Below are 26,284 nucleotides of genomic sequence, written 5' to 3'. Positions count from 1 at the left end.
ATTTAACTGGGCATGTTAAGAGATTTCTACATGCCCAGGTTAATAGGCATTTATACGGTAAGGGTGTCGATCTTTGATCAATCTTAAGACCGACGCCTTTACTAACTGCAACAATACTCTTCTTTATACTTGATTCCTGAGAGTCTGAATAAAAAGTAATACTTAAAAGCTTGTTTGTTTCCATTCATTCACAGCATTCAGGAAAAATTTCTGACCAGTGTCACTACTGTTGCACCTATAAATTTGAAGTTGTTCTCCATTGTCGGCACTTACCCCTGGTGTATCAATACAGTATTGCCAATCTTTGTCGCGATTTTGAATAATACCGCTTTCCTGTACCTGCCATTTTTCTGAATTGCCACCATCGCAATCCCACAGGTGCATTTTGTCACCATTATCTGCAGAGCCTGAGTTGTAGTCGACACAGTATTTATTGTTGCCTTTAGGTCTTAACTGTCCCTCTGCGGTGTAGACAAACTGCTGTTCGTTGCTCGAGTTGCAGTTGGCCAAAGTCAGGTTGGAGCCATTGCCATAGCCTTGAGAAACATTCATACAGAGATTTGGGTTTTGAATGGACTGGATACGAAAATAACCAGGTAGGCTTTTTCGCACACCGACCAAGGGAATAGCTTGGCCGGTATAGCTGGGCGTGTCATTGACGGTATTTGGGTCCATGCCAATAGCGCTAGCGCCGTGTGCAACCGCGATAAAGGAATAGCCAAAATCTGTATTGCTAAAATCGCCAGAGCTGCTCCACAAATGCATCAATTGTTTACTGTTCGCCGCTTCATTGGCTGTTATTTGGTAGTGATCACCGGCTCTTACATTACCGCAAAATATCTTCTGGGAGCTGCTGGAATCCATGGAATCTATATTTCCAGAAAACTCTTCAGGATCGGCAGTATCTACATCAGGGCAGAGGAAGGCATGTAATGGGTAGTTATCCAGTGCAGATTCCATACGATCATTGACGTTGCCACTCTGGCCACCGGTAAACATGACGAGGACTTTCTTATTCTGCGATTGCAGCTCGCCCAAAGTAGGCCAACCTATATTCTTTAGGGTGTTTCGATAGTCGGAGGAGGGGGAGCTTGCCTGTAGATGTGCTAGTAAGTCCTGGTAGCTGAATTGCAAATCTCCCAACTGTTGCTTGATATATTGATCCAACACATATATCTCATCGGCATACCAGGCAGCGAACCAATTACTGTCTGGCTTCATATCAATATATAGCATTAGCGGTGCATTGAGTTCGTTGTTGTCAAGCCATGCCTTGATGTCGTCAAGGCAATGAACCAGTCGATCATTGTCACCATTACTACGACACATATGATTGCCGATATCACTCTGGCCGTGGGCTACATAGGGCCCATGATTACTACCCTGCCAGGGACCGTGGTCAACGATATCCAGTTCCAACGAGCGAAAGCCCTTATCCAGCCAATCCGTAAGAGATTCTTCAGTTGCAAGGCGTTCATAACTGTTGTGAGGTTGGAGGTAGTAGAGTTGGTCGATACGGTGATCATCTTGAGGGGGTTCCGCTATTAATTTTGGTGTAGAAGCGATGCTTGCTTGTGGGTTTGCACAAAAAAAGAGGAGTAGGGAAAATAAAAATGAAAAACTGACTTTATTTGGCATAAGGATATCCATTTCGACTGTTATTATAAGGCTACCCTAATTGATAGGGCGGCAATATTAGTATGGGTGTGTGAAAATGATATGACATCTAATAAGGTGTTATGTTTTTATGAGGTTGACCATGATTTTCGATTTTTATTTAAAAGCATTATTCTAGAGCACAGACTGTGCGTTTGGATTCTTCAGCGACTAGTGGGTTAAATTTAGCAAGCCTGCTCTTTCGAGGCGTTAATAAATAAAGAGCGCCTGCACTGATTAAAATGGTTTGTAGATCTTTTACAAAGGTGTACACGGAGAAGAGTGTAACCAGGCTTGAAGCGGTAAGGCTGTGTCTTGACTTAAGGCTTCTTTTTTAATCTTTTCTCTACCTGCTTTTTCTCCCACTCAGGCCCAAACAATGTAAAAGGTTTAAAAGTTCGCACAGCGTGGGAGGCGATTCCGATGCCCCAACCAAGGACTGCCCAGAGAGACCAAAGGTACTCTGGGGTGAGGATCAAATTAGCTATTAAAAGTCCAGCAATCACTATCAAATAAGTAATTAGGTGCTGGTAAAAGCCTTTGAGCTTTCTTACATGCTCGATGGCTTCCTTCTCTCTTGCAGAAGTTGCTTGCTCAGGCTGCATTTTTTGATCTCAGTGATAGATACTGCGGTGTTATATTTTATTGCTTATGTGCAGAATATTAACCACTGCGCGCTGTGGTGGGCAAGTGTAAAGGCTGGGATAACAGTCGAGTTTTGTTAAGAATGTTATGACTGGATATTCATGTAAGCCAGAGCCCGGAGAAGCCGGGCTCTGGCTTATTTAAATAGACTATACAGTGCTATCGGGCTGTTTTTCGGGGTGAGCATCAATAAAGGCCGCTAATTCGTTACAGGCCTGGGTGATCTTTTGTATTTTGGGGTACTGATTCATATCCATACCAAAACGTTCGGCGTTATACACCTGCGGTAGTAAGCAGCACTCAAAAAGCCCGGGGGTGTCACCAGCGGCAAAAGGCGCGGGTTCTAGCTGCTTCTCCAGGGCGGCAAATCCCAAGTGAATCCAGTGCTGAATCCACTGAATTTTCTGCTCTTCAGTCACTTTGAATTCAGAAATCAGATATTTGAGCACGCGGAGGTTTTGCAGGGGTTGGATATCACTGGCAATGCTTTGTGCCAGGGCTCGAACATGGGCGCGGGCCTCGGCATCTCTGGGTAAGAGCGCTGGCTCTGGGTGAGTTTCTTCCAACCACTCCAAAATAGCCATAGATTGAGTGAGGCTGATGTCCCCGTCATTGAGCGTTGGCAGAAGCCCCTGGGGGTTTAGCTGGCGATACTGCTCGCTGTGTTGATCGCCTTTCACTAGATTGACTGGGAGATAGTTATAGCTCAGGCCTTTTAAATTAAGCCCAATTCGCACTCGGTAGCTTGCGGAGGAGCGGAAGTATCCGTAAAGGTCCATTCTCTTTCCTTTATTGTCAGTCATTATGGTGGCGGCTGGGAAAGCTGCCGATTAATTTATTAATTCTTTCCCCTGTTACTGTGGCGTTTTCCAGGAGTTCACGTAATCCTCAAACTCTATCGCCTCTGCATCCGGCAGTATATCCCATGGGGTGCGGCTATCGATCATGACCGCCACTTCATCGGTTGCCTTGCGAGCATGTTTTACGCCGGTAGCAAATGCCTTTGGGTGGGGCCCGTGGGTGAATCCCATGGGGTGCAATGTGAGCATACCGGGGTGAATATTATCCCGGCTGAAAAAATTGCCGCGGTGGTAAAAAATAAGCTCATCGTAATCGTCATTGCTGTGAAAAAACGGCACTTTTAGAGCGCCGGGATCACTCTCAATGGGGCGCGGCACAAAAGTGGCTACGACAAAGCCCGGGCCCACAAAAGTGGTGTGGGCAGAGGGGGGCAGATGGTAGCGATGACTCATTACTGGGCGAATATCTCTCCAATTGATTCTTACTGCGAGGTTGTCACCGGTCCAACCAGTGGCATCTAGTGGGTTAAATGGGTAGGTGATCTTGGAGAGTTGTTGGCGTGCCTTCACCACTACCTGCCACTGGGTGTCTCCCTGTTGGGCGAGAAAGGCTTCGTCGATGCTCGGCACATCCAGGATTGCCTCGTCAAAGATAGCATTGGGGCCGAGAATCCCCTTCTCTGGGAGCTGGAAATGCCCACCGCTTGCCTCGATCAGCAGTAATTCCAGGGGCTCGTTTTCAGTGGGGGAGAGTCTCCACATGGTCCCGCGCGGTAGGAGTATATAGTCACCATCGCGGATACTCAGCCGGCCAAAATCACAGAACAGCTTCCCACTGCCGTTGTGGACGAAGAGAAGTTGGTCGCCATCGGCATTGCGTATTAAATGGTCCATGGGTTCCCGGCAAATCCACAGGCCCACCAGGCTATTTTCATTGCGCAGAAGGGGTTTCTGGTCCCAGGGGCTATCGCCTGAATGTTGCAGTTTGGTGCTGTCGAAGGCGTGTGGTCGCAGTGGGCCTGTGAATTGGCTCCAGCCTGTGGGGGGGTGGCTATGGTAGAAATGCGTACAGGGGCCAAAAAAGCCCTCCTTGCCCATTTCCCTCTCAAAGGTATTGGCCGGGAAATCTGCATGGGCCTGTCGGCTGGTCTTCCCTTCAACGCGGGGAAAGCGAATCCACTTGTTCATGGGCGGCCTCGCATCTTGCTCGCAGGGCGGCTGGCGGAACATTGATCAACTCGATGGACATGCCACGCATGTTTTTTGCGTTTAACCGGCAGACTGGTAACAAAAATGGCGCTGAAAACCCTATACTGTGCGACCAATTTTGTCCGGTGCTCCAGGATGTTGCTGCGCAACATTCGCGCGCGCAGTGGTTACAATTGAAACCAATGTTAGTTAAATTGGACATCTGGTACAACCGGGGTTCGAAGATAGGCAGGTGTGAGAGCAGCCATGACCAATGACCACAATTCGCCGGATGCGGCGGTAAAGCAGGATGAGTTGCGCCTGGAGAAGTTCTTGCCATATCGCCTTTCGGTGCTCTCGAACCGCGTGAGTAACGCCATCTCTCAAGCGTATGGTGCGCGCTTCCATCTCACCATTCCCGCCTGGCGGGTGATGGCCATTCTCGGGCGCTTTCCCGATCTTTCCGCCGCTGAGCTGGTGGAGCAGACAGCCATGGATAAAGTGGCCATTAGCCGCGCTGTTTCCTCTCTACTGAAGAATGATTACATCACTCGCAGTGAAGACCCTGCGGATCGCCGTCGTCAGGTGTTGAACCTGTCTGAGCTGGGGAGTGAGGTGTATGCGCGCATAGTGCCGCTCGCGCAGCAGTATGAAAATGATTTGATCGCCTCGCTCTCCTCTGAGGAGCGGGAGCAACTGGATGGCATTATCGAAAAACTGATGGTTCGCGCTAAGGAGTGGTCCGAGCGCGGCTTGATAGACCAATAAATAGGATAAATAAAGGAGTTTTCAAATGTTTGAGCATTTAAGCAGCCTACCGCCAGACCCAATTCTCGGCCTGCTGGCCAGCTATCGTGCGGATGAAAACCCCAGCAAAATTGACCTTGGGGTAGGCGTCTACAAGGATGAGGCCGGCCACACTGCCGTTTTACAGGCGGTAAAAGAGGCAGAGACTCGCTTACTGCAAAGCGAAGAAACCAAAGCCTATATTGGCCCTGCGGGTACCCCAGGGTTCAATTCCGTGATGCAGGAGCTGATACTGGGCGCTGGCCATCCGGCCATGATTGGAGGCCGAGTGCGCTCAGCGCAAACCCCCGGTGGATGTGGAGCCCTGCGCGCTCTGGCAGAGCTGATCAATCGCGCCAAGGCCGGGGCCACGGTTTGGGTGAGCGATCCTACCTGGGCAAACCATGTTCCCCTTCTTGGTAACGCTGGCCTCAACATCAAGAGTTACCCTTATTACGATCGCGCTACCAGCAGCTTGCAGTTCGACAAAATGGTGGAGAGCCTAAAGAACGTGGGTGAGGGTGATGTGGTTCTGTTCCACGCCTGCTGCCACAACCCCTGCGGTGCGGATCTTTCTCGCGAGCAGTGGAAAGTACTGGCAGAAATGGCGCAAAAACAGGGCTTCACCCCGTTTATTGATATGGCCTACCAGGGCTTTGGCGAAAGCTTGGAAGACGATGCCTATGGTCTACGCCTGATGGCTGAATCTGTGCCCGAGATGTTAGTGGCAGCCTCCTGTTCTAAAAACTTCGGCCTCTACCGTGAGCGTGTAGGCCTGGCGATGGTGATCTATGCCAACGGTGAGAGCGCCGATAAAGGCCATAGCCAGATGCTGAGTGCCATTCGTGGGAACTATTCCATGCCACCTTCCCACGGTGCAGCGATTGTGGAATCTATCCTTACAGATGCAGGCCTTAAAGCGAACTGGGAAGCGGAATTGACCGAGATGCGTGAACGTATCAACGGGCTACGCGCCGGTTTGGTAGAAGGCCTGGCCGCTGCCGGAGCTGCTGGTGATTTCGGCTTTATCCGCCAGCAGAAAGGCATGTTCTCCTTCCTGGGCATTAGTCCAGAGCAGGTGCAGCAGCTGCAGAAGGACTATTCCATCTATATGGTGGACTCCAGCCGCATCAGTATTGCCGGTTTGAGCTCCAACAATATGGAATACTTCTGCAAGGCAGTTGCCAGCGTGCTGTAAATTCGGCACATTTGGGGGTGAGCGTATTGCTCACCCTTAAGTTTTACCTAAAGATGTAAGAGTGAAAGATGGAAGTTGAGCTAGGAGTCCCAGTGTCTGAATCCCCCACCCAAATCTGGACCCCGCAGAGCTGGCGAAACTTCACCGCACACCAACAGCCTAAATACACCTCCACCGACGATGTTGCCCAGGTTGCCAAACAGTTAGCTGGCCACCCACCTTTGGTATTTGCTGCTGAAGCGCGTGAGCTGCGCCGTCAATTGGCCCAGGTAGCGGAGGGTAAGGCGTTTTTGTTACAGGGCGGCGACTGTGCCGAATCTTTTGCCGATTTCAACGCAAACCGCATTCGCGATACATTTAAAGTGCTGCTGCAAATGGCTGTAGTACTGACATTTGCAGGTAATTTACCCGTAGTAAAAGTGGCACGGATGGCCGGCCAGTATGCTAAGCCCCGATCTGCCGATACTGAAACGATTAATGGTGTTGAGCTGCCAAGTTACCGTGGAGATATTATCAACGGTATCGACTTTACTGCGGAAGCTCGCCAGCCAGATCCTCAGCGTATGGTCACCGCTTATAACCAGTCGGCGGCCACTCTCAACCTGCTGCGCGCCTTCGCCCAGGGCGGCCTGGCAGATTTGCATCAGGTACATGGCTGGAATCTGAGCTTCCTGAAAAACAATCCCCAACGCGAAAAATATGCACTCTTGGCCGAGCGTCTGCAAGAAGCGCTGGAATTTATGGCGGTGTGCGGCGTTACCTCAGAAAATACTCCCGCAATTCGAGAGACGGTGCTTTACACCTCGCACGAAGCACTATTACTGGAATACGAGCAGGCGCTCACTCGCACCGATAGCCTCACCGGTAAATGGTATGACTGTTCTGCACATATGCTCTGGATTGGTGAGCGAACTCGCCAGCTGGATGGTGCCCATGTGGAATTCCTCTCCGGGGTTTGCAATCCTATCGGCGTAAAAGTCGGCCCCAATATGCAGCCTGATGAGCTGCTGCGCTTGATCGATAAGCTCAATCCTGAGAACGAAGCTGGCCGCCTTACCTTAATTACCCGTATGGGAGCCGATATCCTCGCCGATAAGCTGCCCTCACTGGTACGTGCAGTGCAGGCAGAGGGGCGCTCTGTGGTCTGGAGTACCGACCCCATGCATGGCAATACGGTAAAAGCTGGCAATGGCTACAAAACCCGCGATTTTGATAAAGTTTTACGAGAGATCCGCGACTTCTTCTCGGTACACTGGTCCGAAGGCAGCCACCCCGGAGGTATCCACCTGGAAATGACCGGTGAACATGTTACAGAGTGCACTGGTGGCGCCTGGAAAATTTCCGAAGCGGATCTTGCCAGCTGCTATCGCACCCAATGCGACCCAAGACTGAATGCCGACCAAGTGCTGGAGCTGGCTTTCTGCGTATCTGAATGGCTGCGTGCTGGGCGAATTGCCTAACGGCTTAATTTAAATACTAATACATTAAAACCCCTTGCTCTGAGATCGTTAATTGGGCAAGGGGTTTTTCTTTACTGGAAATAAAGCTGAGAGTTCAAAGCCGGGAGCTAAGAAATGGCCCCCAGCTTGAGTGCCAGTTAGTAGTTCCAGCGTTCAATAACTTCAAATTTGAAACCTACATCCATTTCGTGACCCAAACAGACCAGAGATTTCGGTCGTCGTGACCGTTATTTCTGAGTATTTGTAGATTGGTGATGAAAGCCTAATGAAATCAATGGGTTGGATACGGCAAGAAATCTGTGATAGTGGTCATGATGACCATTTTTCAATTTGTGAAGATGGTGCCACTTGATTGTATCTAGTTGATTTTTGAGGGGAAGTCAGAGCCATGGCGGGAATTTGCAACGGAAATAGTAATCAAGATAATAGTGGTCGTGATGATCACTATATAAATGTTAAAAATCGGTCTATGAACACAGGATATCTCTTCAAAATTGTTTGGCGCGGCTGGTTTACTAGCGTAAGTATTCTGGCATTCATAGCTATTTTACTTGGATACTTTTTTGGTCCAGAGCTAGGAAAACCTCTCATTTTGCTCTTGGCCCTGGTCCCCGTAATAGCCGCGCTCCAAGGGGTACTTGTGGCAGCATTGGTGTGTGCTGGAGTCAAAATATGGCCTTTGAAATAGCTCAGAAGGTAATCATTTTTAACAAGGCCAGGCTGTACGCTCCGGCGCTACGCGCCTCCGCGGGACGGCCCACGCTATGCGCTGAGCGCATAAACAGCGTAGGCCGCCCCAGCTGGCAACGTTATGTTTCGAATGAGAAATAAACGATGAATCTTGGGTCGAAAGTAAAGCTTGTATCCTTTAATGGTGATTCTTTATCACCGCAAGACTGTGATCCTGCTGAGAACTACTGGAGATTGATAGGAGCGCACGGAACAATCGAAGAGTTAGAAAACTCTCGTGGGCGAGTTCTTGTGAGGTTCGAAAGAAATTTAAGTGAAATGGGGTTGCACTGTCACAATCCCTCTCCAAATAGCTTGTATATATTGCCATCAGATCTTGAAGTGAGGTCGTAGTGGCGTGAAACATAACAAGCACCGGCACAAGCGCGCACTTCGTGCGCTGGACGCGCAACAAGTTGCTCGCCTGTGCGGTGAGCGTTATGAGTATCAGGGATATGAAAAGAGTAACGTGGATTGATCCTAGGGATAAACCGGGCCTGCTCCATGCAGTTATGGAGCAATGCACAGGAGCCTCCCTTATTTCATTTGAGGGCTCATTGGAGCATTTGTCATTTTATAAATGGCCGAATGCTTCCTATGAAGAAACGCCAGTGCTTAAACGACAAACTATATCCCCAAAACTAGATTTCGTGATTCTCCCCTTAGATGAAGAAAGTTCCAAAGGCATGTGGAAAGAACTAGCAGAAAAGGATCATCTGGTTAGAGAAGGCATCATTCATGTGCAGATAGCTATAGAGGGAGAGCTAGTATTTGGTGGTTATGATAATTTCGATAAAGAGTGCACTGTTGCATATAAAGGCTTGAGCGAAGGTTTTCTCCAAGACCTTAAAGAGCGAGGCATAATTCGTGGCTATGAACACAAATACTCATAACAAGATAAAAATATCTGGACACAGCTACGCTGCGCCGGTGTTTCGGGCGTTAGGCTCTAAAACATGAGAGAGATGATGAAATATTTTGCAGCCCTTTTGATCGCTATTATCTCGTTCGTATCGCAAGCATCTCAAGATAGTGCTGAATCATTGGCTCTTCGAAAGTCATATCCAATTCAACTTTATATGGGTGCCTGTGTCGTTACTCGTGCTCAGCCTGCCAAAGTAGAAAGCCAAGCCAAAGAAATGGGGTTCACCGAAGCTAAAAGGGAGCTCGCTAACCAATATCTACAAGGCCACAAAGGAAAAGCTTGGGTTTCCAAAAATGAGCATGGCAATTTCGCTATTGCTGCTCAAGATAGAGAGTTGTGTTCAGTCTTTATTCATCAAGGTAGCCCAGAGAAACTTATGGCCAGCATGGAGGCATGGTTACCGCCTGAAGGGTCAGGCTTCAGCTATAAAAAAGAAATCGTTTCTAAATCTGGCCCATTGGAAACCACTTCATACAAGATATTTCGTGGAGCCAAATTAATGGAGCAATGGGTTATAACTCTTTCTACCCAACCCAACTCTAAACTTGTAGCAATAATGTCTTATGATGCATCGCAAGCCTAACAAGTCGGTCAATGAACGCCTGCGGCTGGACCTCCGCACTGCGTGCTCCGGCCCATTACCGAGGCGTTATGTTTCAGAGAGTCATGAATAAAGTAGTAAATATAAGTGAGGTATTTAGCTGGCTGTTTCTACTTGTCTGGTTGTTATTGTCACTCAGGCAAGGCTGGGAAGGCATGCTTTTCGGCTTGCCGATGGCGTTTTATTTAGCAGCATTCTTACTATCTGTTGGCAGTGGAATGTATGAAGCTCTATCGGTACAAAGAGAAGTATCGTACAGTGTAGTGCTGCGGCGTTTTATACCAGGTATTTTTTGTGCCGTGTTCTTTGTTTGCATAATAGCTTTGGCCTTAAGCAAGTGAAAAAACATAACAAGCCTAGGCACGGGAAAAATTTTCCGATGCGCTCCAAATTTTCACGTGCTAAGGGCGTTATGTGCCAGTTGAGTAAAGACTAAGGTTTAAAGAAGTTAGTATGAAATGGATTGTAATCTCATTAAAACTGTTAGGGACGTTTTTATTAATACTTTCTATTCTTGCATTTGGGAGTGATTTTCTCCCAGTAGAAGGAATAAGGTTTCTATCTAATGGCGAGCATGGCTATTATAAAATTGTGCCTGCTGAACACGGAAATAATATTATTCTCAAAGGTTTTATTTTTTTAATACTTGGCGTTAGTTCAATAGTACTAGCAAAGTATTTAACTAAAAGGTTTCGTTAGTGCTATGTCACATAACAAGGCGATCAAGCCGGACTAACTTTCGTCGCTTCAAATGTGTACTTTAATAGCACACATTCAAACCAACAAAAATTAGCCGCTTATCACGGCGTTATGAGTAATGGGTAGTACGGAGTGGAAGAACCAAAAACAATGAAAATATTGCAGTTAATTACTGCAATATTACTAATGTTGATAGTTTTAGTGCTGGGTGCAGTGATGCTCGCAAATGGATACTTTTCTGGCGAGATGGGCAGTATAGGAAGGGGGGGCAGAGAGCAATATACATTAGCAGACAATCCTGGTGGATATTGGATGAACATGCTTGTGGGTATAGGGTTATGGTTGTTCATAGCTGGTGGGTTAATACATCATATAGTTAAAACAATACGCGGTATTAAAAACTCATAACAAAGCCAAGCATCTGACGGCTTTTCCGTTGCCTGGCTTATGCGCTTTCCACTACGCTAGCGCAATACCAATCAACTACAAAGCCGCAGCTGTTGGCGGCGTTATGGTGCCGATCGACTTTATTAAATTTTTGTGGTAACTAAAACTTTAGTACCCAAAATGGCATTCAGCTTTTTGCTAATTGCCAACTGATAGGCAAATAGTTTCGTTCCTAGCGTGTTCGCTTGGGTTTGCCAGAAAAGGGTAGTCCGCTGCAGTTTTGCGGAGTGCCAGTAAGATAGAGATTGGTTTGGGAAAGTGCGGTATTCTTTCCCCGTAAATTTTGGGCAGTGGCCAGCCACGCTGTGGTTGGCAAAGTGCAAGTAGGTGGTTCTGAGCGCGCCAGCCATAACCAGGCCAGTCAGTAAAGCTCCGGGCCTCCGGCCTTTCGCGGGACGCCTCAGTTTGTGCACTTTTTGCGCGGTCGCTCCGCGCCCATTTTCGCGCAAAAGCGCACAAACTAAGTCGCCCCTGCTGGCAGGCGTTATGTGTAAATCGAGACCCGAATGAGCAAGAAAGCCAGGCGTATTTTTATCGCAACATATTTTATTCTTGGGGCCGTTGGCATCCATTTTCTCGGCGAGGTACACGCGTCAAGAATGATGGAAGTATTGACTAAGAATCCGTCACCTGACTTGTATGCTAATAATCACGGGTTCCAATACGTAGCGTTCTGGTTTCCATGGGGTATAGCCTTATCATTTGCTCTAATATTTTCAACAGCATTACTCTACAGGGTTCTGAACAGGAAAAATGCCAAAAGCACATAACAAAACGCTTAACTACACTCGGAACCTAACCCGCTTTTGCACACACCTCCACCTAACTGGTAAGGAGGTGTCTTATGGCACGAAGAAAGCACTACAATCGTTACGATGACGATTTTAAAGCAACAGCGGTTTCGCTAACCGATATCCCCGGTGTACTAGCAAAACACGTGGCTGATGCTCTCGATATCCATGAAGTGATGCTTTATCGTTGGCGCATGGAAATGCGACGGGGGCAGATCATGGCAAAGAAGAAAAGCATCAACATAGATCCTGAGGTAAAGTCCGAGCTGAAGCGTCTCAGGAAACTGGAGCGGGAGCATAATCTGCTTCAGGAAGAGCACGCCCTTTTAAAAAAAGCCATCCGATTCTCTTTACAACAAAAAGGGAAATCTTCGAGTTCATAGATCAAAACCGGGAGAAGCACAGTATCGCAATGATGTGCCGGATCTATGACGTCACCCGTGATGGATACAATTCTTGGCGCCGCCGTGGCGTGTGTGAACGTCGACAAGAAGATAGTGAGCTGTTTGCACATATAAGATCAATTTTCAACCGACATGATGGCTGCTATGGTAGTCCCAAGATCACCCAGGAGCTGAAAAAGAGGGGTATAAAAGTTGGTCAAAAACGGGTGGCAAGGATCATGCGAAATCATGGTCTTAGGGCTGTAAAATCGAGGCTCTACACGGCGAGGCCGGGTACTTACAGACATGTTTACGGGATCACATGTAAGATAGAGGGAATCAAGCTAACTCGCCCGAACCAGCTGTGGGTGGGTGATGTTACTTATATAAAGCTCCGAGATGGCAGCTGGCAGTACTTGTCAGTAGTCATGGATCGCTTCAGCAGGAGGGTTGTCTCTTGGTCCCTGAGTGATAGAAGGGATGTCTCTTTGACACTGGCTAGTATCGATAGGGCGGTACGAAACCGTGGACATCATCCGGAGCTGATTTTTCACTCTGACCGTGGCAGCGAGTACTTATCGGGCCAATATCGCGAGCGATTGCGTCGATATGGGATCTGTCAGAGTATGAATCGCGTGAAGAATATGAATGACAATGCATTCATTGAGTCATTCTTTCACCAATTTAAAACGGAGCGTATTAAGCGCCAGGTATTCGATTCTGCACAACAACTAAGAACGACAGTGACTGAATATATGCGCTACTACAACAATCAGAGATCGCACTCGTCAATTGGGTATGTTTCACCTCAAGAATTTGAGTATAAAATCAAATGCTAACAACTAGGTGTGTGCAAAAGCGGGTTAAGTCCCTTCCGGGCGCACAAATCGCGCCCTCCACCGGACAGCCTACACTATGTTCCGGCTGCCGTTTAGTAAGACGTTATGTACTGAAATGAAATTCTTAGCACTGTCACTACTTCTAGCAATTTCGGTAACAGCTATTGCTGATGAAATGAGTCAATATCAGCCACTGGTGTATGAGAACGGCATTGGAATCAGGGCCGCTCCAGAACTTCTAAACAGAGAACATCTGGACAATGTCGTTCACGTGCTCAGCTACTATCGTGTTAAGTGCAGAAGGGTAGCCTCACTGAAATTGCTCATAGATAGTAGTATTACTCATGAAACGCAGTGGAACTTCACAACCAAAGCAAATGACGCACAGTGGTTGAAGGAGCATCCGATCGAGCTGGGTGCCAAGTGTACATAACAATCACGGGCAGTGAAGCTGGCCCTCCGGGCCTCCGCGGGACGGCTTACCTTATGCACGTTTTTCGCGGGTCGCTGCGCTCCCATTTTCGCGCAAACCGCACATAAGGTAAGCCGCCCCTGCCGTGGGCGTTAGTCAGAATAAAGCATGAAAGAAGTATTAATCTTAATATTGGTTTTTGTGTCGAGTACAGTTATGGCAGAGTCAATACCCGAGGGCGCAGATCTGGACGTCCGATCTGAAATCGATCACCCACCCTCTATAGAAAGCTTGCACTTTAATTTGCAGGGTGCAGGAGAAGAAGGTGTCTACATCCTTTCTGTTTATGAAGGTCTTGAATATTATCTTGGCTCTGAGTCATTTGATGGACTAGAAGAAAGGTTTTCCGCAATTGATGGCGTATCCGGTGCTGAGCACGCAGATCGAGAAATCTTCGTGGTTTATTCACAATCACTGCCATTAGACGATCTGCGTAGCAAGCTCTGGGCAGTGCTCCTGTCGGCAGCTAGCGAGTCATTCCCTGGTGCCTAACAAAGCAAAGCACGTTCGCAAGCATAGCTGGCTGGACCTACATTCCGCAGCTTCGCTGCTACATTTCGGCCCATGTTTGCGGCGTTATACATCATGAAGATTCTTGTCAGATCGATAGCGCTTACTTTTTTTGCTATGGCTACCAACCTAGCATGCGCATGTAATGAAATTGAACCATCGCTAGAAGACTTATATGCAAAAGATGGAGTAAAAATTATAGGCCCTATATTAGCTTCAGAGATTGAAGAGGATATGATAAAAAGACAGAAAAAGTTAGGTCTAGCAGTTGGCGGAGAAAATGAATCGCTTAAAGAATTCAAGGAAAAAATAGAGTTCGGAGACAAGGTCTATTACTTTGAAGAGTCTGGTGTCGGTTACTATTTGGATGGCTATATTCTTGAGAGAGGCGGCTGTGCTGTTGAGTTTCTTCCCGGAGCTGTTAGCTAATTATGTATAACAAACGCAAGCAGGACGCTCCGGTCCTTCGGACCTCCGCGGGACGTCCAACACTATGCACATTTTGTGCGGGTCGCTGCGCTCCCAGTTTCGAAAAAAATGTGCCTAGCATTGACCGCCCTTGTTGCGGGCGTTATGAGTATTGAGTGGGTCGATGTTAATCATTGCATTATTGTTTTTTCTGTTGGGCGTGGCACTTTTCTTCTGGGCAACAGCTTCTGGTAAAGCACTTATTACTTTGATAAAAAAAGAGCGGCCGAAAGTGTATGGGAAATATTTTTCAGCATTAAATGGTTCGTACTACTATTGGATCTTCATTTTCAGTAAGGCGAAGTTTGGCCAAGAAAATTTCTCTGATGAAATTCTGCGGTTACGTTCTAGCGTGGCTAAAAAATATAAGGCATCTATTTTATGTATTGTAATATTTGTGATGTTGCTGCTGGTCAGTGCACTCATAACCAGCCAATGAACTTCGCTTCAGCCCTTCGGGCTTCCACCGGACAGCCTACGCTACACTTCGGCTGCCGATTATTGGGGCGTTAAATGCTATGGCAATCTGGAAGGAAAAATATATTAACGGGCATCATGGTACTGCCATGTATGGCTGCGAAGCACCGGGCTTCGAACCTAGATCGGATTACGACAACATCCGAGATAATTGGGTGTATTTCGTTGAAGCATGTGGCTTCACTTTTCAATTTCTTAATGTCGCCCAGCTTTCAGAGTGTCTGGCATACTACGAAACAAAGTACCCTGGTAGCACAAGAGAAGAAATAGGCGCCGCAGACCACTGGGAGGTTCAGCGGTGGAATGAGCGTCTCCCCCTTTATCTTCGCGAGGAAACCAAGCGCGTAAAAGTAGTAAAGGCGCTCAAAAAGGCACAAGAACTCATAGTCAGTAACAAGGTAGTAGAGCGTGGCATTTAACAAGTGACTATGGTCCTTTGTCAAGTATTTAAGCCATTTTCTCATCCCAGTAAGTGTTGTTTTTTACCATCGTATTTAGAATGGTAAGTTGCTTCCTCATACATGCGATAAGGGCTACTTTCTTTGGTTTACCAGCAGCGACCAGGCGCTCATACATTGGCTTTAATTTAGGGTGGCATTGTATTGCCGACATCATAGAAACAAACAAAACCGTGCGTACACGATGTCGTCCACCTCGAATATAGCGCTTACCCTGGAAGCTGCCGCTATCACGATTCATCGGGGCGATACCCACAAGTGCCGCAATCTCTTTGCGGTTCAGCTTGCCCAGCTCAGGAAGTTCGCCCATTAGCGTGTAAGCCAGTACATTGCCGACTCCTTTAGCGCTTAATAAGAGATCTCGTTTTTGTCGCCACTCGGCAACGCTGTTAACAAGTTTATCAAGTTGCTTATCGACTCCTTCTAGCTCTTTTTTGATGGCCTTTAAGATAGCCTGAATGGGCTTGTGAACAGACTTAGGCATTCTCTTGAGGCGATTCTTTTGCATTGTGCTCATTTCTAAGCACTGGTTCCTGACCGTCAGCAAATCACTGATATTTCTTAGTTTTTCTGGTTTGATCGATGACAATCTTGGCTTCATTGCTTCACCAAAATGTGCGATATCAATTGCATCCAGCTTACCTGTTTTTGCGAGCCGCCCCGCTGACTTTGCAAAGTTTCTTACTTGTGAAGGATTGCAAACAACTATCGGCAGTCCCGCTTTATGAGCAGCACAGACAAATTCTAATTCTAGCCTTCCTGTGGACTCGATCAATACTCTTTCAGGTTTAAGAGGTTGTAGTTGTTTAATGGCATCCTTAATACCATTTTTATCATTGGTAACACTAAAGAATTGGCCATTAGATCTCACATAAATATCGAGTTGTTTACTGCTGGTATCGATACCGACATTGATCTCTTGAGGTTCCATAAGATAAGCTATCTCCGCCTTGCTATTCGGGCTCGAGGCCCACATGACTATTCGAGTTATGCCTAGTGAGTGTCTGTCACGTTCATACTTGTTAACGGTCTTTATGAACCGGCGCAGCAACGAACTGTGACAAACAAGGCCTTCGGTGGCCGCCGAAGGTGGGTCTCAATTTACCCGTTAGCGAAAAGGATTTTCAACATCAGAATCGGACAAGAACAACCATACAAGTGCAGCAAGCAACGCCCAAGCAAGCTTGGGCTGGACCTACATTCCGCAGCTTCGCTGCTACATTTCGGCCGCTTCTGCAGGCGTTATGCAAAAAGGTAAGTTTGAATAAATCACCATGAAAACTAGAACGGTTTTAGCCAGAGTTGCAGGCTCACTATACATACTACTCGGGGCAGTAAATCTATTAGGCTTACTAGTTCCAGAAGTACGTGAACAAGTTATTAGCATTGGAGCAACTGTCTTCAGGTATTGCGGGTTTGTCACTGTAGGTATTGGTCTTCTATTTCTGAGAAAATGGTCTGCATACCTATGGGGTGCATTAATGGTGACCAACGGCGTACTCGTATATACGGTTTACGGTGGTCAAACCCTAAATCTAAGTGGTGCTATATCGCTATTACCGTGGGTTGGTCTATTTCTTATTATTGCGTTCTTCTACTATATTTGGCCCGCGCTTAAACCAAGCTCCAGCCAGGTTCATGGCAATGTTGCATAACAAAAATGTCAATTTGACTTCGTTACGCGTTGCTTCACTCGGCAAATTACATTGGCGTTAAGTGTTATATGAACCCATGGAATACATAGTAATTTTGGTGTCCGCCATGTCAGGGATGATCAAGTTTACAATTCGTAAAAACGGCAATCAGCCTATTTATAGTGCTATGGTTTGGCTTAGTACCAAAAAGTGCACAAGGTAAGCTGCCCCTGCCGGCGGCGCTAAGTTTTATACACAAGTTTTTTCAGTTTTATTATAAAAATCAATGAGTTACAGTTTGTACGTTATAGGGGCTACAAATTTGGCTAGATAATTATGCAGGACTGGGTCAGGGACGAAGTGAAAAATCAGGTTATGGGTGATACACGATTGAATAAGCGCTTGTCCAATATTCTCAGTAATTTAAGTTCCGACCCAAAGGGTAGCATTCCCTGTGCAAACAAGTCTTGGGCAGAAACCTTTGCAGCCTATCGATTTATCGAAAATGATAAAGTCAGCTTTGACTCCATTATGAGTGGCCATAAATCAGCCACTCTTGAAAGAATCAAGGTTCAACCAGTTGTTCTTATCCCTCAGGATACCACTTTCCTAAATTTTGCTACCGATTTAGAAAGCAAAGAAATGGGAACACTCCGACGCAAAGAGACTAATCAGCAGCTCCTACATACCTCTATCGCTATAACACCATCCAGAGATAATCTGGGCATTATTGAGGGTAGCATGTGGCAGCGAGATAAAGAATCTAGTGCTAATTCTCGCTATACCAAGTCGATACAAGATAAAGAGAGTCGACGCTGGCTAGACCATTATGAATCAGCTTGTGAGATACAAGAGCGCTGCCCTGAAACCACGATTGTGAGCATCGCGGATAGAGAGGGGGATATTCATGAGTGGTTTCAATTAGCTGAAGATCAAAATGAACAGCGGCGTGCAAGCTATATTGTTCGAGCCAAGGCTAATCGTAGTTTAGAGATCGAAGGAGAAGATACGACTTTACTTTGGGACTATATGACCAAGCAGAAGTCCATCGGGAAATACTCAGTAGGTATCCCCAAAAGGAATGGACAGCCAGAAAGGGAAGCTAAGGTCAGTGTATCCATTGCAGAAGTAAGATTGCAGGGAAAAGGAAAATCAAAACGACCTCTTTCTCTCTACGCAGTCTTTGCTAAGGAATTAAGCCCACCAGAAGGGGGAAAAGGTATTGAATGGATGCTGCTGACCGATCTTGCAGTTGAGGACTTTAAGCAAGCGAGGATCATTATTGAGTGGTATCGAAGTCGATGGGAAATTGAAACCTATTTTCGAGTGCTGAAAGGCGGATGCCAGATAGAAAGTAATCGCTTTAGAACCGAGCAGCGAATGTTGAACTGTATTGCAATCTATATGATTATTGGGTGGCGTCTACACTTCATGACAACACGGGCACGAACGCTTCCTGATACGTCGTGTACGAAATTCTACTCTGAAAAAGAGTGGCGTATGATATGGATAATGCAAGCTAAAACCTCCCCACCCAATGAAGCTCCAAGTATGAGAGATATAACTCGTATGTTGGCAGGACTTGGAGGCTTTCTGGGGCGGAGCGGCGATGGTGAGCCTGGAGTTAAAACCGTTTGGCAGGGGTACACAAAGCTTCTCCATTATATGGAGGCAGCGGAGGCTTTAAATGGACTTGAATGATGTGTATAAAGCACAGCGGCGGCGTTAGGTACCAAGAGAATTATGAAAATGATGAATACAATTGCAGCACTATTACTTTTGCTTCTCCCACTTTCTGTGAAAGCTGAAATGCTATGGAAATCTGAAGAGATTACATTTGAAATGAAGGAAGTTCATCCACTACTGAGTGTCGGCTTAATTTTAGAGCTTAACCAGGCTCTAGAATCTGGAGAAACAGGCTGGAAGCAATCTAGAATTGATGTCCAAGAAAGCTGAAATAACGCAAAGCTAGAAATGAAGCAGGGCACAATATTTATCACTGTTGGTGAGCGCGTATAATATCTTAACTCAAGCAGCAAAGGTGAACTTAGTTTTGCAATCTTAGATGTTGGTAACAAAACAGACTCTCAGCTGGAGAGTATTTGGCTAATGTATGCAGTTAGCGCATAATAAATTAGAGCAGCACCGCCCACTGCGAGGACTGGGCAGTTTTCCGTAGCTTTGATGCTGTAAATCTGCCGCTGTTTGAGGCGTTATGTGTAAATGGACTTCATGGCATATTTGATTCTAGGCATATTCGTAGTAGTGGTCTTTGCACCATTAGTAATTCCATGGGGAAAGAAATTACTAGCCTATTGCTTGGCTGCATGGTTTTTCTTATGGATTATGTTCTTTATACAGATCGAGCGTGAAAGTGATCCTATCTATGATGCTGGTATTGTAAGTGATAACGTTGCACTGGGGCTGTCAGTATTAATATTTATCATAGTCATCGCTATTCGTAGCTTACTTCAATTTATTTGGTCAAAAATCCTTGCAAAACGTAATCATAAATAATAAGAAAGTGAACTTTGCGCTTACGGTGTCAGCCATTCAAAAGCGTGGCTTCGCCACTGGTTGCTGGTTATTTGGACGCTACGCTTGAGTTGAGAATGAAGAGAATTTTTTTATTAATCCTTGTTGGTATTTTAGGTACTTTATCTTCAGGAGTTATCACGTCATACTTGCGCTCATTTGAAAGTAACTCTGTAAAGTTTAAGGAAGTGCCTCAAAGTGGGGGTCCATTGGTCAAGTTAGTAGCTACTTTTCCATATGAAGTCGAAGGCTGGCCACTTAAATGGGTATCGTTTTCGTATTCCTTGGATACAGGAAGGCACCTTATTCGGACCAATCTAGAGTACAAGCCTCATAAAAACGGCTTAATTTCAACAGTAACGTACAGCCAGGAATATTCTGAAGCAGTAACGCTCTCAACTCTCTCTCAGGACCCGAAAGGTAATTGCGGAAAAAAGGCGGTGTACAGTGGTTCTAACCCAGCATAACAATTACAGGCAGCTAGGCTACGGCTCTTCGGGCCTCCGCGGGACGTCTTATCTCATGCATGTTTTACGTGGTCGTTTCGCTCCCATTTTCACACAAAAAGTGTATAAGGTAAGCCGCCCCTGCTTTGGGCGTTAAGCGTCAATTATGACTGAACAAGAATTTATAGAATCAATTGACTTTAGCTTTCCATACAATGACAAAGAGAAAGCTATTGAGCTGATCTTACAAGGAAGAACCATATCAGCAAATGCCACGTTTATGGTTCTTCACGAAATAGTTCGTTCGCCTAGTGAAGTCAATAAGGTGACTAAAGAGACACTTTTTAACCATTGGAGCAAAGGATTCTCTCATGAACTTCTGCCTCAGGTGAAAGAGGCTGCGTCAGCACTTCTAGCCAACGAAGAACTACCCGTTGAGCGTGCTATAGAGCTAATGGAAAAAATAAAGAATCATACGGGTGAGTATTGCGCTCTTAGTATTGTCTACTTTTCGTGCGATGATACAGAGGGTAAAGCAGACGAAAAATACAATCAGATAGTTGAACAATGGCAAAGCGCTTAACAGGCAAAGGCAGCATCGCCCTCCGGTCTGGACGCGCTAAAGCGCGTTGCTGCTTTGGGCGTTAGCTGCTATTTAGCATTTACTTTTTCTCGGAGAATTGAAATGGATTGGAACAATATTTTTACGTTTATTGCTGTGGCAACATTGCTCGTGATTTCTCCTGGGCCTAATGGATTCCTCATAACGAAAACGGTTCCTTTGTCAGGGCACCGAGCTGGTCTAGCCAATATCGCGGGGTTCGTGGCTGCTTTCTATGTACATGGTACGCTGTCCATATTTGGCATATCTATTCTCTTGGTGCAATCTGCAAACACCTTTCTTGTTTTTAAAATGCTGGGCGCAACATATTTAATTTGGTTGGGGTTAAAATCGCTTAGAAATGCTATAAGTAAAAGCATAGCTGAAAATAACTTAGAGGCAGTATTGCAAATAAAGCCAACATCTATAAAAGGGGCTTTTTTTGAAGGCTTTTTAACTAATACTCTTAACCCTAAAGTATCAATCTTCTATCTCGCTGCTTTTCCGCAATTTATTCCCGTAGATGGCAGTGCTTTCAGTGCATACTCTCTTGTTACTGCACACTCACTGGTTAATGTTGTATGGTTTTCGGCTATGGTCTTCACTTTAACCAAGGTAAAAAATACTACCAGCCACCCTAAATTCAAAACTTGGTTAAACTCTATTACGGGTGTTGTATTTATTGGATTTGGCACTAAATTGGCCTTGGCGAAGAGCAGCTAACAAACCAAGTAAGCGGGAAAATTATACGTGGGCTCCCGTCACTCCGCTCTGTATTATGGCCCACTTGTTATTGCCCCATCTTGGGGTGTTAGATATACATAAAATCATGGCGACTCTATCAAAAACTAAAGCAAGCTTGAGGGTTATCGGAGATGAATTATTACCTGAAGAAATCAGTGAGTTATTAGGCGGTGAGCCTACAGCGAAGATGATTAAAGGTGAGCCATTTTCGTGGATGCGTAGTGGAAAACCACGCATAGCAAGGTCTGGAATGTGGCGTATTGAAGCTAATGAAAAAGTGCCAGGTGATTTAGATTCTCAAATATTCGAAATTCTAAATAAGCTGACTCATGATTTAGAAGTTTGGAAAAAACTCTCAGAGAAATATAGGTTAGATTTATTTTGTGGTCTCTTCATGGAGCGTTCGATGGCGGGTATAAGTATAAGCTCTGAAGCGCTGCTTGCGTTGGGGCAGCGTGGAGTTGAAGTAGATTTTGATATGTATGGCCCGGATGATGAAAATGTATAACAAACGCAAGCACAACTGGCCACTTCGTATCTTGGACTTCCAAATCGCTGTGCAGCTTTCCCGCCTGTCCAGCAGGCGATAGGTGATCATGAGTACAGAAGGAATAGCCTTAGTCAGCTACATCTTATTTTTAATATCTGGTATCACCGCGTTGGCAGTTGGGTCCATTGCTTTTTTCTATAGCTTGGAGGTGAACAAGAACATGAAGGAAGGAAGGAAGAAGGTGGGGCGCGATGATGCCGTTTGCAGTTTTTATGCCTTCGTTTTTTCTTGTGCTGCGAGCGTTATGTATAAAACTTACCCATGGAAAAGAATCTTTACCTGATGAAATCCAATAAAGAAGATTGGAGAGCGATCACATTTGCTTTTTACTCCCTAGTACATAATGACCTAAGAGATTGGGGAAAACTTCCAGATGAATTGAAAAATAGTGAGATTGGAGGTTTATGTCAGAAATATATTGATACTAAAGATATCCGGTATTTAATAGAGGCAGGCGAAATGCTTGCAGGTAAAAACTGGTATACAGCTCTCGGAAGAACATTTTGAGTTTTAAAATAACATGAAAAAAGAGTTGATACTCAAGGATTGTTTAACATTGCAAAATCAAGTGTGATTGTGTCGCCTTATGTCTACACATAAAGAAAAAATGCTTACGATCTAGGTTGAGCTAAGTGTCTCAGGTGGAGGCATTTAATTTAAAACGGTCCATCTCAGTATTCTAGGGCAGACGTCGCTTTTCAAAGAGTATGTGTTAGGCTGTTTTATCAAGAGTGTAGTAAAAGCAAAGTGTCCCATTTGCACGAAAATAAGGGGGTTGAATTTTGTGATGCGCCAGTTCAGTAATTTCTCAAGTGAAAAACCAAAGAGTTTGGCCTTGGTAAAATTGCCTCTTTTACTGTTTAAAAGTTCGACAAAACTAATAAAATGCTGAGAGCTAGGATATGGTTTACTTGGGTTCAAAATTTGAGGTAATATGAAAAATTTCGTATAACCTGAGTAAAGGTGGTATCTACATTAAAATAGCTCTCCCTAAGCTTGCTAGGTGATCTGTTGATGTTTTAAGTTGGTGATCGCTAGATATAATTTTTAATACATTTTGTTCGTGACTTTCTTGGTGTAGTTTTAAAAGGTTGAAATTGTATGGGAGGGTGTTGGATGAAAGTGTTTTCTTTTGGGTATTAATTTTTATTGATGGATATAGAAAATTGAAGGTAAAAAGCAGTCGAGGAATACTTCTCAGTATTGCAGCTATGCTCTGTATAGCTGGTATGGATGCAACCGGTAAACTACTTGTTCAAACCTATCCTATTGTGCAAATTATGGCTGTTCGATTTGCAATTTTTTTTATTGTTGTAATGCTCATAGCTTCACTCAAAGGTGATCTTAAGCAAGTTCGAAGTAATATTTGGGGTACTCAAGTTTTAAGGTCGCTTTTACTTGTGGTTGAGGTTACGGTATTTATACTTGCCTTTAGCATGATGCCATTAGCTGATGTCCATGCTATCGCTGCAATGGCCCCATTGTTCGCCATACTAATGGCTGGATTGTTTCTTGGGGAGAAGGTAGACCGAAGAAGCTGGATTGCCGTTGTTATTGGCTTTATAGGTGCTTTGATTATCATTCGCCCTGGATTGGGTGTTATGAGCTGGTATGTTGTCATGCCGATCAGTGGAGCTATTTTATGGGCATCCTATCAAGTCCTTTCTCGCCGCGTCAGCCAATTTGATAGTTCCGCTACAACAGTCTTTTATACGGCCCTTATAGGTCTCATTGTATTTGGTGGACTTGCTCCCTTTAACTGGGTAGAGCCGACGTCGATTGGCTGGCAACTATTAATACTTAATGGGCTGCTTGGTGCAATGGGTCATTATTTGTTGATTAAAGCTCTTACCTATGCTCAGGCTTCAACTTTACAGCCTTTTAGCTATACTTCGTTGTTTTGGGCTATTGTAATAGGCTTTATTTTATTTGACGAGCTGCCAGATGAGCTCACACTGATTGGTGCAACTATTGTGTTGAGTGCGGGGATATATGCTTCAGATGCTGGACGGAAAATTAGTAAAATTTATTTGGTTGGATTTAAAAAGAGATTTCATAGTGCACGAACTACGCCAAAGATAATAGATTGACATTTTTTATTAAAAGATTGGTGCTGTTTTATATGTCGTAAGCAATGTTTATTGTGTATCCTAAAATTCATTTTTAATTTTACTGACTTGAAATTGATCTAAAAATTATTTGCTTAAGGTATAGTTTTACTTTTTTCAGCATTAGAGGAGGCTGAAATCAATGTATCTTCATATATCAAGTTTTGCTTGATTGTGAGGCTATAAAGTGTTCTATTTAAAATTTCAAATAATGAATGGGTATGTGTTGAAAGGTTAATCTTAATTATATTTGGAGGGTGGTAGTGCATATCCTTATCCCTGTCTACTTTATGGCGCCACTGGGTGGACTTCATTCTCATGTATATGCTCAAGCAAGAGCAATTGTCAATGAAGGGTGGCGCTGTACTATATTGTGCAAACCTGGCCCTTTCGCTCAACAATGTCGCAGTAATGGCATAGAAGTTATTGAAGACGATTTTAGAAGTCCTTTTGCATCGGCCGATCGAATTGCTGAGAATTATGATTTCGATCTTATACATACACATCCCTTTGCTTCTAGGGAGATCGGGCAGCGTATTGCTAAAATATTAGATATTCCCATAGTTCTAACAATTCACGGTAAGTATACCGATTCTTTGGAAGATGATTGTGAGGATTTTAGTCGTATTTACTGCGTTAGCCTTGGTGTAAGGGATCATCTTGTAAAAAAGCGAGTCGAAAATCTTCATAAAATATTGGTATATCCAAATGCAGTGAATACCGATATTTTTTATTGTGACCATATCAGTAAAGAGGATAAGGTAGGCCTTTTAAGGGATTTGATTTCTAGCCCAATCAGGAAGGATGATCGAATAATTGTTTTTACGTGTCGAATGGGGCCGGATAAAAAATTTATAATTAAATGCGTTATAGATGCCTGGAAGGATCAAGGTAAGAAGGGGTTGGATTCTTGGCAATGGATAGTAGCTGGTGATGGCTCGGAGAGAGATGAGTTGATATCTGCCGCAAATACTTTGAACAAAAATCTTGATCGTCAATGTATAACCTTTTTAGGATGGCAGTCGGAAGATAAGTTAAACACCCTTTATCAGTCGGCAGACTTAGTTATAGCTCCCGGAAGGAGTGCTCTAGACTGTATGGGAAGTAATAAGCCAGTAATTGCTATCGGTTCTAAGGGTTATATTGGCATTATAGATGAGGAAAACTGGTACAGGGGGGCCTATTCAAATTTTGGTGGTGTTGGTGAAAAAGATTATATTTCTGGCAGGTTATTTCAGGATATTAATACCATTATCAATGATGATGAGAGGCTTGCAGCGCTCGGTAGATTTGGTAGAAAACAAATTTTAAGCTTTTATAATCAAAAATATTGGGATAATTTTTTGCTAAACCAGTATCGTGAAGTTGTGACGCTACACAAAAAAGTTATCCCTCACCTTAGTCAATCAAAGAAAGATTTAATCTCGCTTGATGTTTGATTTAATTCTAGTAATGGTTTCTCGGCCAATTTTTAAATTGGCCTATTCTGGTTGATAGAATACTGTGTCGTATTTTGCCAAGTATATGTCGATTAGAATACTACTTTTTTGATGTTCTGATGTATACACCATTAGCTGACAATGAATTAGGTTGGGGATATGCGTGAGGTTAAATATATGAATGTTATGGAATACCTTAAGAGCAATTGGTGAGGTTGTAGCTACATTTGTAGTAGTTGCTATCTTGGTTTATCTCGCAGCTTTGATCAGGGCACAGAAAAAGGAGCTGAAAATAGCTCCTTCGTATGGAATATCTGTTGCAAATAGGGAGGTTATGACAGCCGTCTGTGAGTGAGATATGGCAGGTATCTATGCCAAAGTGGTGAAAGATTTTGCCTCCCTACCCAGAGCAGATACTTTACGACTTATGGGATTTGTATGTCGATTTCTTAAGATCTGGGTGGAAGTCTTTTTTCGGTATGGAAGTAATTAATTGGATGTTATCTCTTGGGGATCAAGGCGGTATAACAATTAGCAATGCCTGAGTCTAGACAGGTGGGAATATATTAAGGCTAATGTGAGATATCTGAAAATGAATGATATCTTTTATAGTTACCATAAGTTTCTAGTAGAAGATTCGTAGCAGCATAAACTCTATCAATCCGCTAAGGACACCTAAAGAAATTTTAGGGAGT

32 protein-coding genes are annotated in these 26,284 nt (G+C 44.8%); 26 read left to right on the top strand and 6 right to left on the bottom strand.

Going from position 1 to position 26,284, the window contains the following annotated elements; genetic code table 11:
- Positions 1 to 162: 162 nt before the first annotated feature.
- From ACJJI0_RS07580 to ACJJI0_RS07565, 4 genes are all read right to left on the bottom strand, one after another.
- Positions 163 to 1,638: a ricin-type beta-trefoil lectin domain protein gene (locus tag ACJJI0_RS07580; RefSeq protein WP_444885378.1), complete on the bottom strand. Its 1,476-nt coding sequence runs from the start codon at positions 1,636 to 1,638 to the stop codon at positions 163 to 165.
- 338 nt (positions 1,639 to 1,976) lie between these two features.
- Positions 1,977 to 2,261 (bottom strand): 2TM domain-containing protein, encoded by a 285-nt coding sequence (locus ACJJI0_RS07575; protein ID WP_444885377.1) that lies wholly within the window; start codon positions 2,259 to 2,261, stop codon positions 1,977 to 1,979.
- Between the two features lie 189 nt (positions 2,262 to 2,450).
- Positions 2,451 to 3,080: a maleylacetoacetate isomerase gene (gene maiA / locus ACJJI0_RS07570; RefSeq protein ID WP_444885376.1), complete on the bottom strand. Its 630-nt coding sequence runs from the start codon at positions 3,078 to 3,080 to the stop codon at positions 2,451 to 2,453.
- 75 nt (positions 3,081 to 3,155) lie between these two features.
- Positions 3,156 to 4,289: a homogentisate 1,2-dioxygenase gene (locus ACJJI0_RS07565; protein WP_252085437.1), complete on the bottom strand. Its 1,134-nt coding sequence runs from the start codon at positions 4,287 to 4,289 to the stop codon at positions 3,156 to 3,158.
- 267 nt (positions 4,290 to 4,556) lie between these two features.
- Between ACJJI0_RS07565 and ACJJI0_RS07560 the strand changes: the two genes are divergently transcribed.
- The 8 genes from ACJJI0_RS07560 to ACJJI0_RS07525 all read left to right on the top strand — a co-directional run bounded on the left by ACJJI0_RS07560 (position 4,557) and on the right by ACJJI0_RS07525 (position 11,095).
- Positions 4,557 to 5,057, top strand: coding sequence for a MarR family winged helix-turn-helix transcriptional regulator (locus ACJJI0_RS07560; RefSeq protein WP_252085438.1), 501 nt, complete (start codon positions 4,557 to 4,559; stop codon positions 5,055 to 5,057).
- A gap of 25 nt (positions 5,058 to 5,082) precedes the next feature.
- A complete protein-coding gene (locus ACJJI0_RS07555) occupies positions 5,083 to 6,273 on the top strand; it encodes an amino acid aminotransferase (RefSeq protein WP_444885375.1) in 1,191 nt (396 codons plus the stop codon).
- A 68-nt stretch (positions 6,274 to 6,341) separates the two neighbouring features.
- Positions 6,342 to 7,733: a class II 3-deoxy-7-phosphoheptulonate synthase gene (locus tag ACJJI0_RS07550; protein ID WP_444885374.1), complete on the top strand. Its 1,392-nt coding sequence runs from the start codon at positions 6,342 to 6,344 to the stop codon at positions 7,731 to 7,733.
- A 1,184-nt stretch (positions 7,734 to 8,917) separates the two neighbouring features.
- Positions 8,918 to 9,355: a hypothetical protein gene (locus ACJJI0_RS07545; RefSeq protein WP_444885373.1), complete on the top strand. Its 438-nt coding sequence runs from the start codon at positions 8,918 to 8,920 to the stop codon at positions 9,353 to 9,355.
- 75 nt (positions 9,356 to 9,430) lie between these two features.
- A complete protein-coding gene (locus ACJJI0_RS07540; RefSeq protein ID WP_444885372.1) occupies positions 9,431 to 9,970 on the top strand; it encodes an NMCC_0638 family (lipo)protein in 540 nt (179 codons plus the stop codon).
- An 83-nt stretch (positions 9,971 to 10,053) separates the two neighbouring features.
- Positions 10,054 to 10,329: a hypothetical protein gene (locus tag ACJJI0_RS07535; RefSeq protein WP_444885371.1), complete on the top strand. Its 276-nt coding sequence runs from the start codon at positions 10,054 to 10,056 to the stop codon at positions 10,327 to 10,329.
- A 112-nt stretch (positions 10,330 to 10,441) separates the two neighbouring features.
- Positions 10,442 to 10,687: a hypothetical protein gene (locus ACJJI0_RS07530; protein WP_444885370.1), complete on the top strand. Its 246-nt coding sequence runs from the start codon at positions 10,442 to 10,444 to the stop codon at positions 10,685 to 10,687.
- Positions 10,688 to 10,819: 132 nt separating this feature from the next.
- The gene (locus ACJJI0_RS07525; protein WP_444885369.1) at positions 10,820 to 11,095 is read left to right on the top strand and encodes a hypothetical protein; all 276 of its coding nucleotides are present in this window, start codon (positions 10,820 to 10,822) and stop codon (positions 11,093 to 11,095) included.
- Between the two features lie 122 nt (positions 11,096 to 11,217).
- On the opposite strand, the gene ACJJI0_RS07520 is transcribed toward ACJJI0_RS07525, so the two are convergent.
- Positions 11,218 to 11,706: a hypothetical protein gene (locus ACJJI0_RS07520; RefSeq protein ID WP_444885368.1), complete on the bottom strand. Its 489-nt coding sequence runs from the start codon at positions 11,704 to 11,706 to the stop codon at positions 11,218 to 11,220.
- 272 nt (positions 11,707 to 11,978) lie between these two features.
- Between ACJJI0_RS07520 and ACJJI0_RS07515 the strand changes: the two genes are divergently transcribed.
- The 7 genes from ACJJI0_RS07515 to ACJJI0_RS07485 all read left to right on the top strand — a co-directional run bounded on the left by ACJJI0_RS07515 (position 11,979) and on the right by ACJJI0_RS07485 (position 15,493).
- Positions 11,979 to 12,308, top strand: a complete 330-nt coding sequence (locus tag ACJJI0_RS07515; RefSeq protein WP_444884643.1) for a transposase — start codon at positions 11,979 to 11,981, stop codon at positions 12,306 to 12,308.
- Positions 12,269 to 13,147, top strand: a complete 879-nt coding sequence (locus ACJJI0_RS07510; RefSeq protein WP_444885917.1) for an IS3 family transposase — start codon at positions 12,269 to 12,271, stop codon at positions 13,145 to 13,147. The genes ACJJI0_RS07515 and ACJJI0_RS07510 overlap by 40 nt, the downstream gene beginning before the upstream one ends.
- Before the next feature lie 115 nt (positions 13,148 to 13,262).
- Entirely contained in the window at positions 13,263 to 13,580 is a 318-nt protein-coding gene (locus tag ACJJI0_RS07505) for a hypothetical protein (protein ID WP_444885367.1), read from the top strand.
- Between the two features lie 195 nt (positions 13,581 to 13,775).
- Positions 13,776 to 14,111 (top strand): hypothetical protein, encoded by a 336-nt coding sequence (locus ACJJI0_RS07500; protein ID WP_444885366.1) that lies wholly within the window; start codon positions 13,776 to 13,778, stop codon positions 14,109 to 14,111.
- Positions 14,112 to 14,204: 93 nt separating this feature from the next.
- The gene (locus tag ACJJI0_RS07495; RefSeq protein ID WP_444885365.1) at positions 14,205 to 14,558 is read left to right on the top strand and encodes a hypothetical protein; all 354 of its coding nucleotides are present in this window, start codon (positions 14,205 to 14,207) and stop codon (positions 14,556 to 14,558) included.
- Positions 14,559 to 14,721: 163 nt separating this feature from the next.
- Positions 14,722 to 15,036: a hypothetical protein gene (locus ACJJI0_RS07490; RefSeq protein WP_444885364.1), complete on the top strand. Its 315-nt coding sequence runs from the start codon at positions 14,722 to 14,724 to the stop codon at positions 15,034 to 15,036.
- Positions 15,037 to 15,115: 79 nt separating this feature from the next.
- Positions 15,116 to 15,493, top strand: a complete 378-nt coding sequence (locus ACJJI0_RS07485) for a hypothetical protein (protein ID WP_444885363.1) — start codon at positions 15,116 to 15,118, stop codon at positions 15,491 to 15,493.
- A 28-nt stretch (positions 15,494 to 15,521) separates the two neighbouring features.
- Here the strand turns inward: ACJJI0_RS07485 and ACJJI0_RS07480 are convergent, their stop codons facing one another.
- Positions 15,522 to 16,463: an IS110 family RNA-guided transposase gene (locus tag ACJJI0_RS07480; protein WP_444885362.1), complete on the bottom strand. Its 942-nt coding sequence runs from the start codon at positions 16,461 to 16,463 to the stop codon at positions 15,522 to 15,524.
- Between the two features lie 1,039 nt (positions 16,464 to 17,502).
- On the opposite strand from ACJJI0_RS07480, the gene ACJJI0_RS07475 reads away from it, so the two are divergent.
- The 11 genes from ACJJI0_RS07475 (at position 17,503) to ACJJI0_RS07425 (ending at position 25,589) form a co-directional block, all read left to right on the top strand.
- Entirely contained in the window at positions 17,503 to 18,867 is a 1,365-nt protein-coding gene (locus ACJJI0_RS07475) for an IS4 family transposase (protein ID WP_444884124.1), read from the top strand.
- Positions 18,868 to 18,909: 42 nt separating this feature from the next.
- On the top strand, positions 18,910 to 19,122 hold the full coding sequence (locus ACJJI0_RS07470) for a hypothetical protein (RefSeq protein WP_444885361.1): 213 nt from the start codon (positions 18,910 to 18,912) through the stop codon (positions 19,120 to 19,122).
- 267 nt (positions 19,123 to 19,389) lie between these two features.
- On the top strand, positions 19,390 to 19,683 hold the full coding sequence (locus tag ACJJI0_RS07465; RefSeq protein WP_444885360.1) for a hypothetical protein: 294 nt from the start codon (positions 19,390 to 19,392) through the stop codon (positions 19,681 to 19,683).
- A gap of 95 nt (positions 19,684 to 19,778) precedes the next feature.
- Entirely contained in the window at positions 19,779 to 20,168 is a 390-nt protein-coding gene (locus tag ACJJI0_RS07460) for a hypothetical protein (protein ID WP_444885359.1), read from the top strand.
- Between the two features lie 145 nt (positions 20,169 to 20,313).
- Positions 20,314 to 20,730 (top strand): hypothetical protein, encoded by a 417-nt coding sequence (locus ACJJI0_RS07455; protein ID WP_444885358.1) that lies wholly within the window; start codon positions 20,314 to 20,316, stop codon positions 20,728 to 20,730.
- Between the two features lie 102 nt (positions 20,731 to 20,832).
- The gene (locus ACJJI0_RS07450) at positions 20,833 to 21,471 is read left to right on the top strand and encodes a LysE family translocator (protein ID WP_444885357.1); all 639 of its coding nucleotides are present in this window, start codon (positions 20,833 to 20,835) and stop codon (positions 21,469 to 21,471) included.
- Positions 21,431 to 22,000, top strand: coding sequence for a DUF4279 domain-containing protein (locus ACJJI0_RS07445; RefSeq protein WP_444885356.1), 570 nt, complete (start codon positions 21,431 to 21,433; stop codon positions 21,998 to 22,000). Before ACJJI0_RS07450 ends, ACJJI0_RS07445 begins: the two co-directional genes overlap by 41 nt.
- 88 nt (positions 22,001 to 22,088) lie before the next feature.
- A complete protein-coding gene (locus ACJJI0_RS07440) occupies positions 22,089 to 22,325 on the top strand; it encodes a hypothetical protein (RefSeq protein ID WP_444885355.1) in 237 nt (78 codons plus the stop codon).
- Positions 22,325 to 22,549 carry a hypothetical protein gene (locus tag ACJJI0_RS07435; protein WP_444885354.1) on the top strand — a complete coding sequence of 75 codons (225 nt, stop codon included), beginning with the start codon at positions 22,325 to 22,327 and terminating at the stop codon, positions 22,547 to 22,549. The genes ACJJI0_RS07440 and ACJJI0_RS07435 overlap by 1 nt, the downstream gene beginning before the upstream one ends.
- 605 nt (positions 22,550 to 23,154) lie before the next feature.
- On the top strand, positions 23,155 to 24,132 hold the full coding sequence (locus tag ACJJI0_RS07430; RefSeq protein WP_444885353.1) for a DMT family transporter: 978 nt from the start codon (positions 23,155 to 23,157) through the stop codon (positions 24,130 to 24,132).
- A gap of 281 nt (positions 24,133 to 24,413) precedes the next feature.
- Complete coding sequence (locus tag ACJJI0_RS07425; RefSeq protein WP_444885352.1) at positions 24,414 to 25,589, top strand: glycosyltransferase family 4 protein; 1,176 nt, start codon at positions 24,414 to 24,416, stop codon at positions 25,587 to 25,589.
- The last annotated feature ends 695 nt before the right edge of the window (positions 25,590 to 26,284 follow it).

This window comes from Microbulbifer mixtoriginis (SeqCode) (assembly GCF_052466695.1).
Note: the sequence above shows the minus strand (reverse complement) of the source record. Positions and strands in the feature narration are given on the sequence as shown.

What these genes read in the sequence shown, in the direction of transcription:
- ACJJI0_RS07565 (WP_252085437.1), bottom strand. Translation starts at nt 4,289, where the DNA reads ATGAACAAGTGGATTCGCTTTCCCCGCGTTGAAGGGAAGACCAGCCGA.
- ACJJI0_RS07460 (WP_444885359.1), top strand. Translation starts at nt 19,779, where the DNA reads ATGAAGAGAATTTTTTTATTAATCCTTGTTGGTATTTTAGGTACTTTA.
- ACJJI0_RS07580 (WP_444885378.1), bottom strand. Translation starts at nt 1,638, where the DNA reads ATGCCAAATAAAGTCAGTTTTTCATTTTTATTTTCCCTACTCCTCTTT.
- ACJJI0_RS07500 (WP_444885366.1), top strand. Translation starts at nt 13,776, where the DNA reads ATGGCAGAGTCAATACCCGAGGGCGCAGATCTGGACGTCCGATCTGAA.
- ACJJI0_RS07465 (WP_444885360.1), top strand. Translation starts at nt 19,390, where the DNA reads ATGGACTTCATGGCATATTTGATTCTAGGCATATTCGTAGTAGTGGTC.
- ACJJI0_RS07545 (WP_444885373.1), top strand. Translation starts at nt 8,918, where the DNA reads ATGAAAAGAGTAACGTGGATTGATCCTAGGGATAAACCGGGCCTGCTC.
- ACJJI0_RS07505 (WP_444885367.1), top strand. Translation starts at nt 13,263, where the DNA reads ATGAAATTCTTAGCACTGTCACTACTTCTAGCAATTTCGGTAACAGCT.
- ACJJI0_RS07520 (WP_444885368.1), bottom strand. Translation starts at nt 11,706, where the DNA reads ATGGATGCCAACGGCCCCAAGAATAAAATATGTTGCGATAAAAATACG.
- ACJJI0_RS07560 (WP_252085438.1), top strand. Translation starts at nt 4,557, where the DNA reads ATGACCAATGACCACAATTCGCCGGATGCGGCGGTAAAGCAGGATGAG.
- ACJJI0_RS07435 (WP_444885354.1), top strand. Translation starts at nt 22,325, where the DNA reads ATGAAATCCAATAAAGAAGATTGGAGAGCGATCACATTTGCTTTTTAC.
- ACJJI0_RS07550 (WP_444885374.1), top strand. Translation starts at nt 6,342, where the DNA reads ATGGAAGTTGAGCTAGGAGTCCCAGTGTCTGAATCCCCCACCCAAATC.
- ACJJI0_RS07485 (WP_444885363.1), top strand. Translation starts at nt 15,116, where the DNA reads ATGGCAATCTGGAAGGAAAAATATATTAACGGGCATCATGGTACTGCC.
- ACJJI0_RS07470 (WP_444885361.1), top strand. Translation starts at nt 18,910, where the DNA reads ATGAAAATGATGAATACAATTGCAGCACTATTACTTTTGCTTCTCCCA.
- ACJJI0_RS07530 (WP_444885370.1), top strand. Translation starts at nt 10,442, where the DNA reads ATGAAATGGATTGTAATCTCATTAAAACTGTTAGGGACGTTTTTATTA.
- maiA (WP_444885376.1), bottom strand. Translation starts at nt 3,080, where the DNA reads ATGGACCTTTACGGATACTTCCGCTCCTCCGCAAGCTACCGAGTGCGA.
- ACJJI0_RS07515 (WP_444884643.1), top strand. Translation starts at nt 11,979, where the DNA reads ATGGCACGAAGAAAGCACTACAATCGTTACGATGACGATTTTAAAGCA.
- ACJJI0_RS07455 (WP_444885358.1), top strand. Translation starts at nt 20,314, where the DNA reads ATGACTGAACAAGAATTTATAGAATCAATTGACTTTAGCTTTCCATAC.
- ACJJI0_RS07440 (WP_444885355.1), top strand. Translation starts at nt 22,089, where the DNA reads ATGAGTACAGAAGGAATAGCCTTAGTCAGCTACATCTTATTTTTAATA.
- ACJJI0_RS07535 (WP_444885371.1), top strand. Translation starts at nt 10,054, where the DNA reads ATGAATAAAGTAGTAAATATAAGTGAGGTATTTAGCTGGCTGTTTCTA.
- ACJJI0_RS07555 (WP_444885375.1), top strand. Translation starts at nt 5,083, where the DNA reads ATGTTTGAGCATTTAAGCAGCCTACCGCCAGACCCAATTCTCGGCCTG.
- ACJJI0_RS07450 (WP_444885357.1), top strand. Translation starts at nt 20,833, where the DNA reads ATGGATTGGAACAATATTTTTACGTTTATTGCTGTGGCAACATTGCTC.
- ACJJI0_RS07575 (WP_444885377.1), bottom strand. Translation starts at nt 2,261, where the DNA reads ATGCAGCCTGAGCAAGCAACTTCTGCAAGAGAGAAGGAAGCCATCGAG.
- ACJJI0_RS07475 (WP_444884124.1), top strand. Translation starts at nt 17,503, where the DNA reads ATGCAGGACTGGGTCAGGGACGAAGTGAAAAATCAGGTTATGGGTGAT.
- ACJJI0_RS07480 (WP_444885362.1), bottom strand. Translation starts at nt 16,463, where the DNA reads ATGGAACCTCAAGAGATCAATGTCGGTATCGATACCAGCAGTAAACAA.
- ACJJI0_RS07540 (WP_444885372.1), top strand. Translation starts at nt 9,431, where the DNA reads ATGAAATATTTTGCAGCCCTTTTGATCGCTATTATCTCGTTCGTATCG.
- ACJJI0_RS07490 (WP_444885364.1), top strand. Translation starts at nt 14,722, where the DNA reads ATGTTAATCATTGCATTATTGTTTTTTCTGTTGGGCGTGGCACTTTTC.
- ACJJI0_RS07495 (WP_444885365.1), top strand. Translation starts at nt 14,205, where the DNA reads ATGAAGATTCTTGTCAGATCGATAGCGCTTACTTTTTTTGCTATGGCT.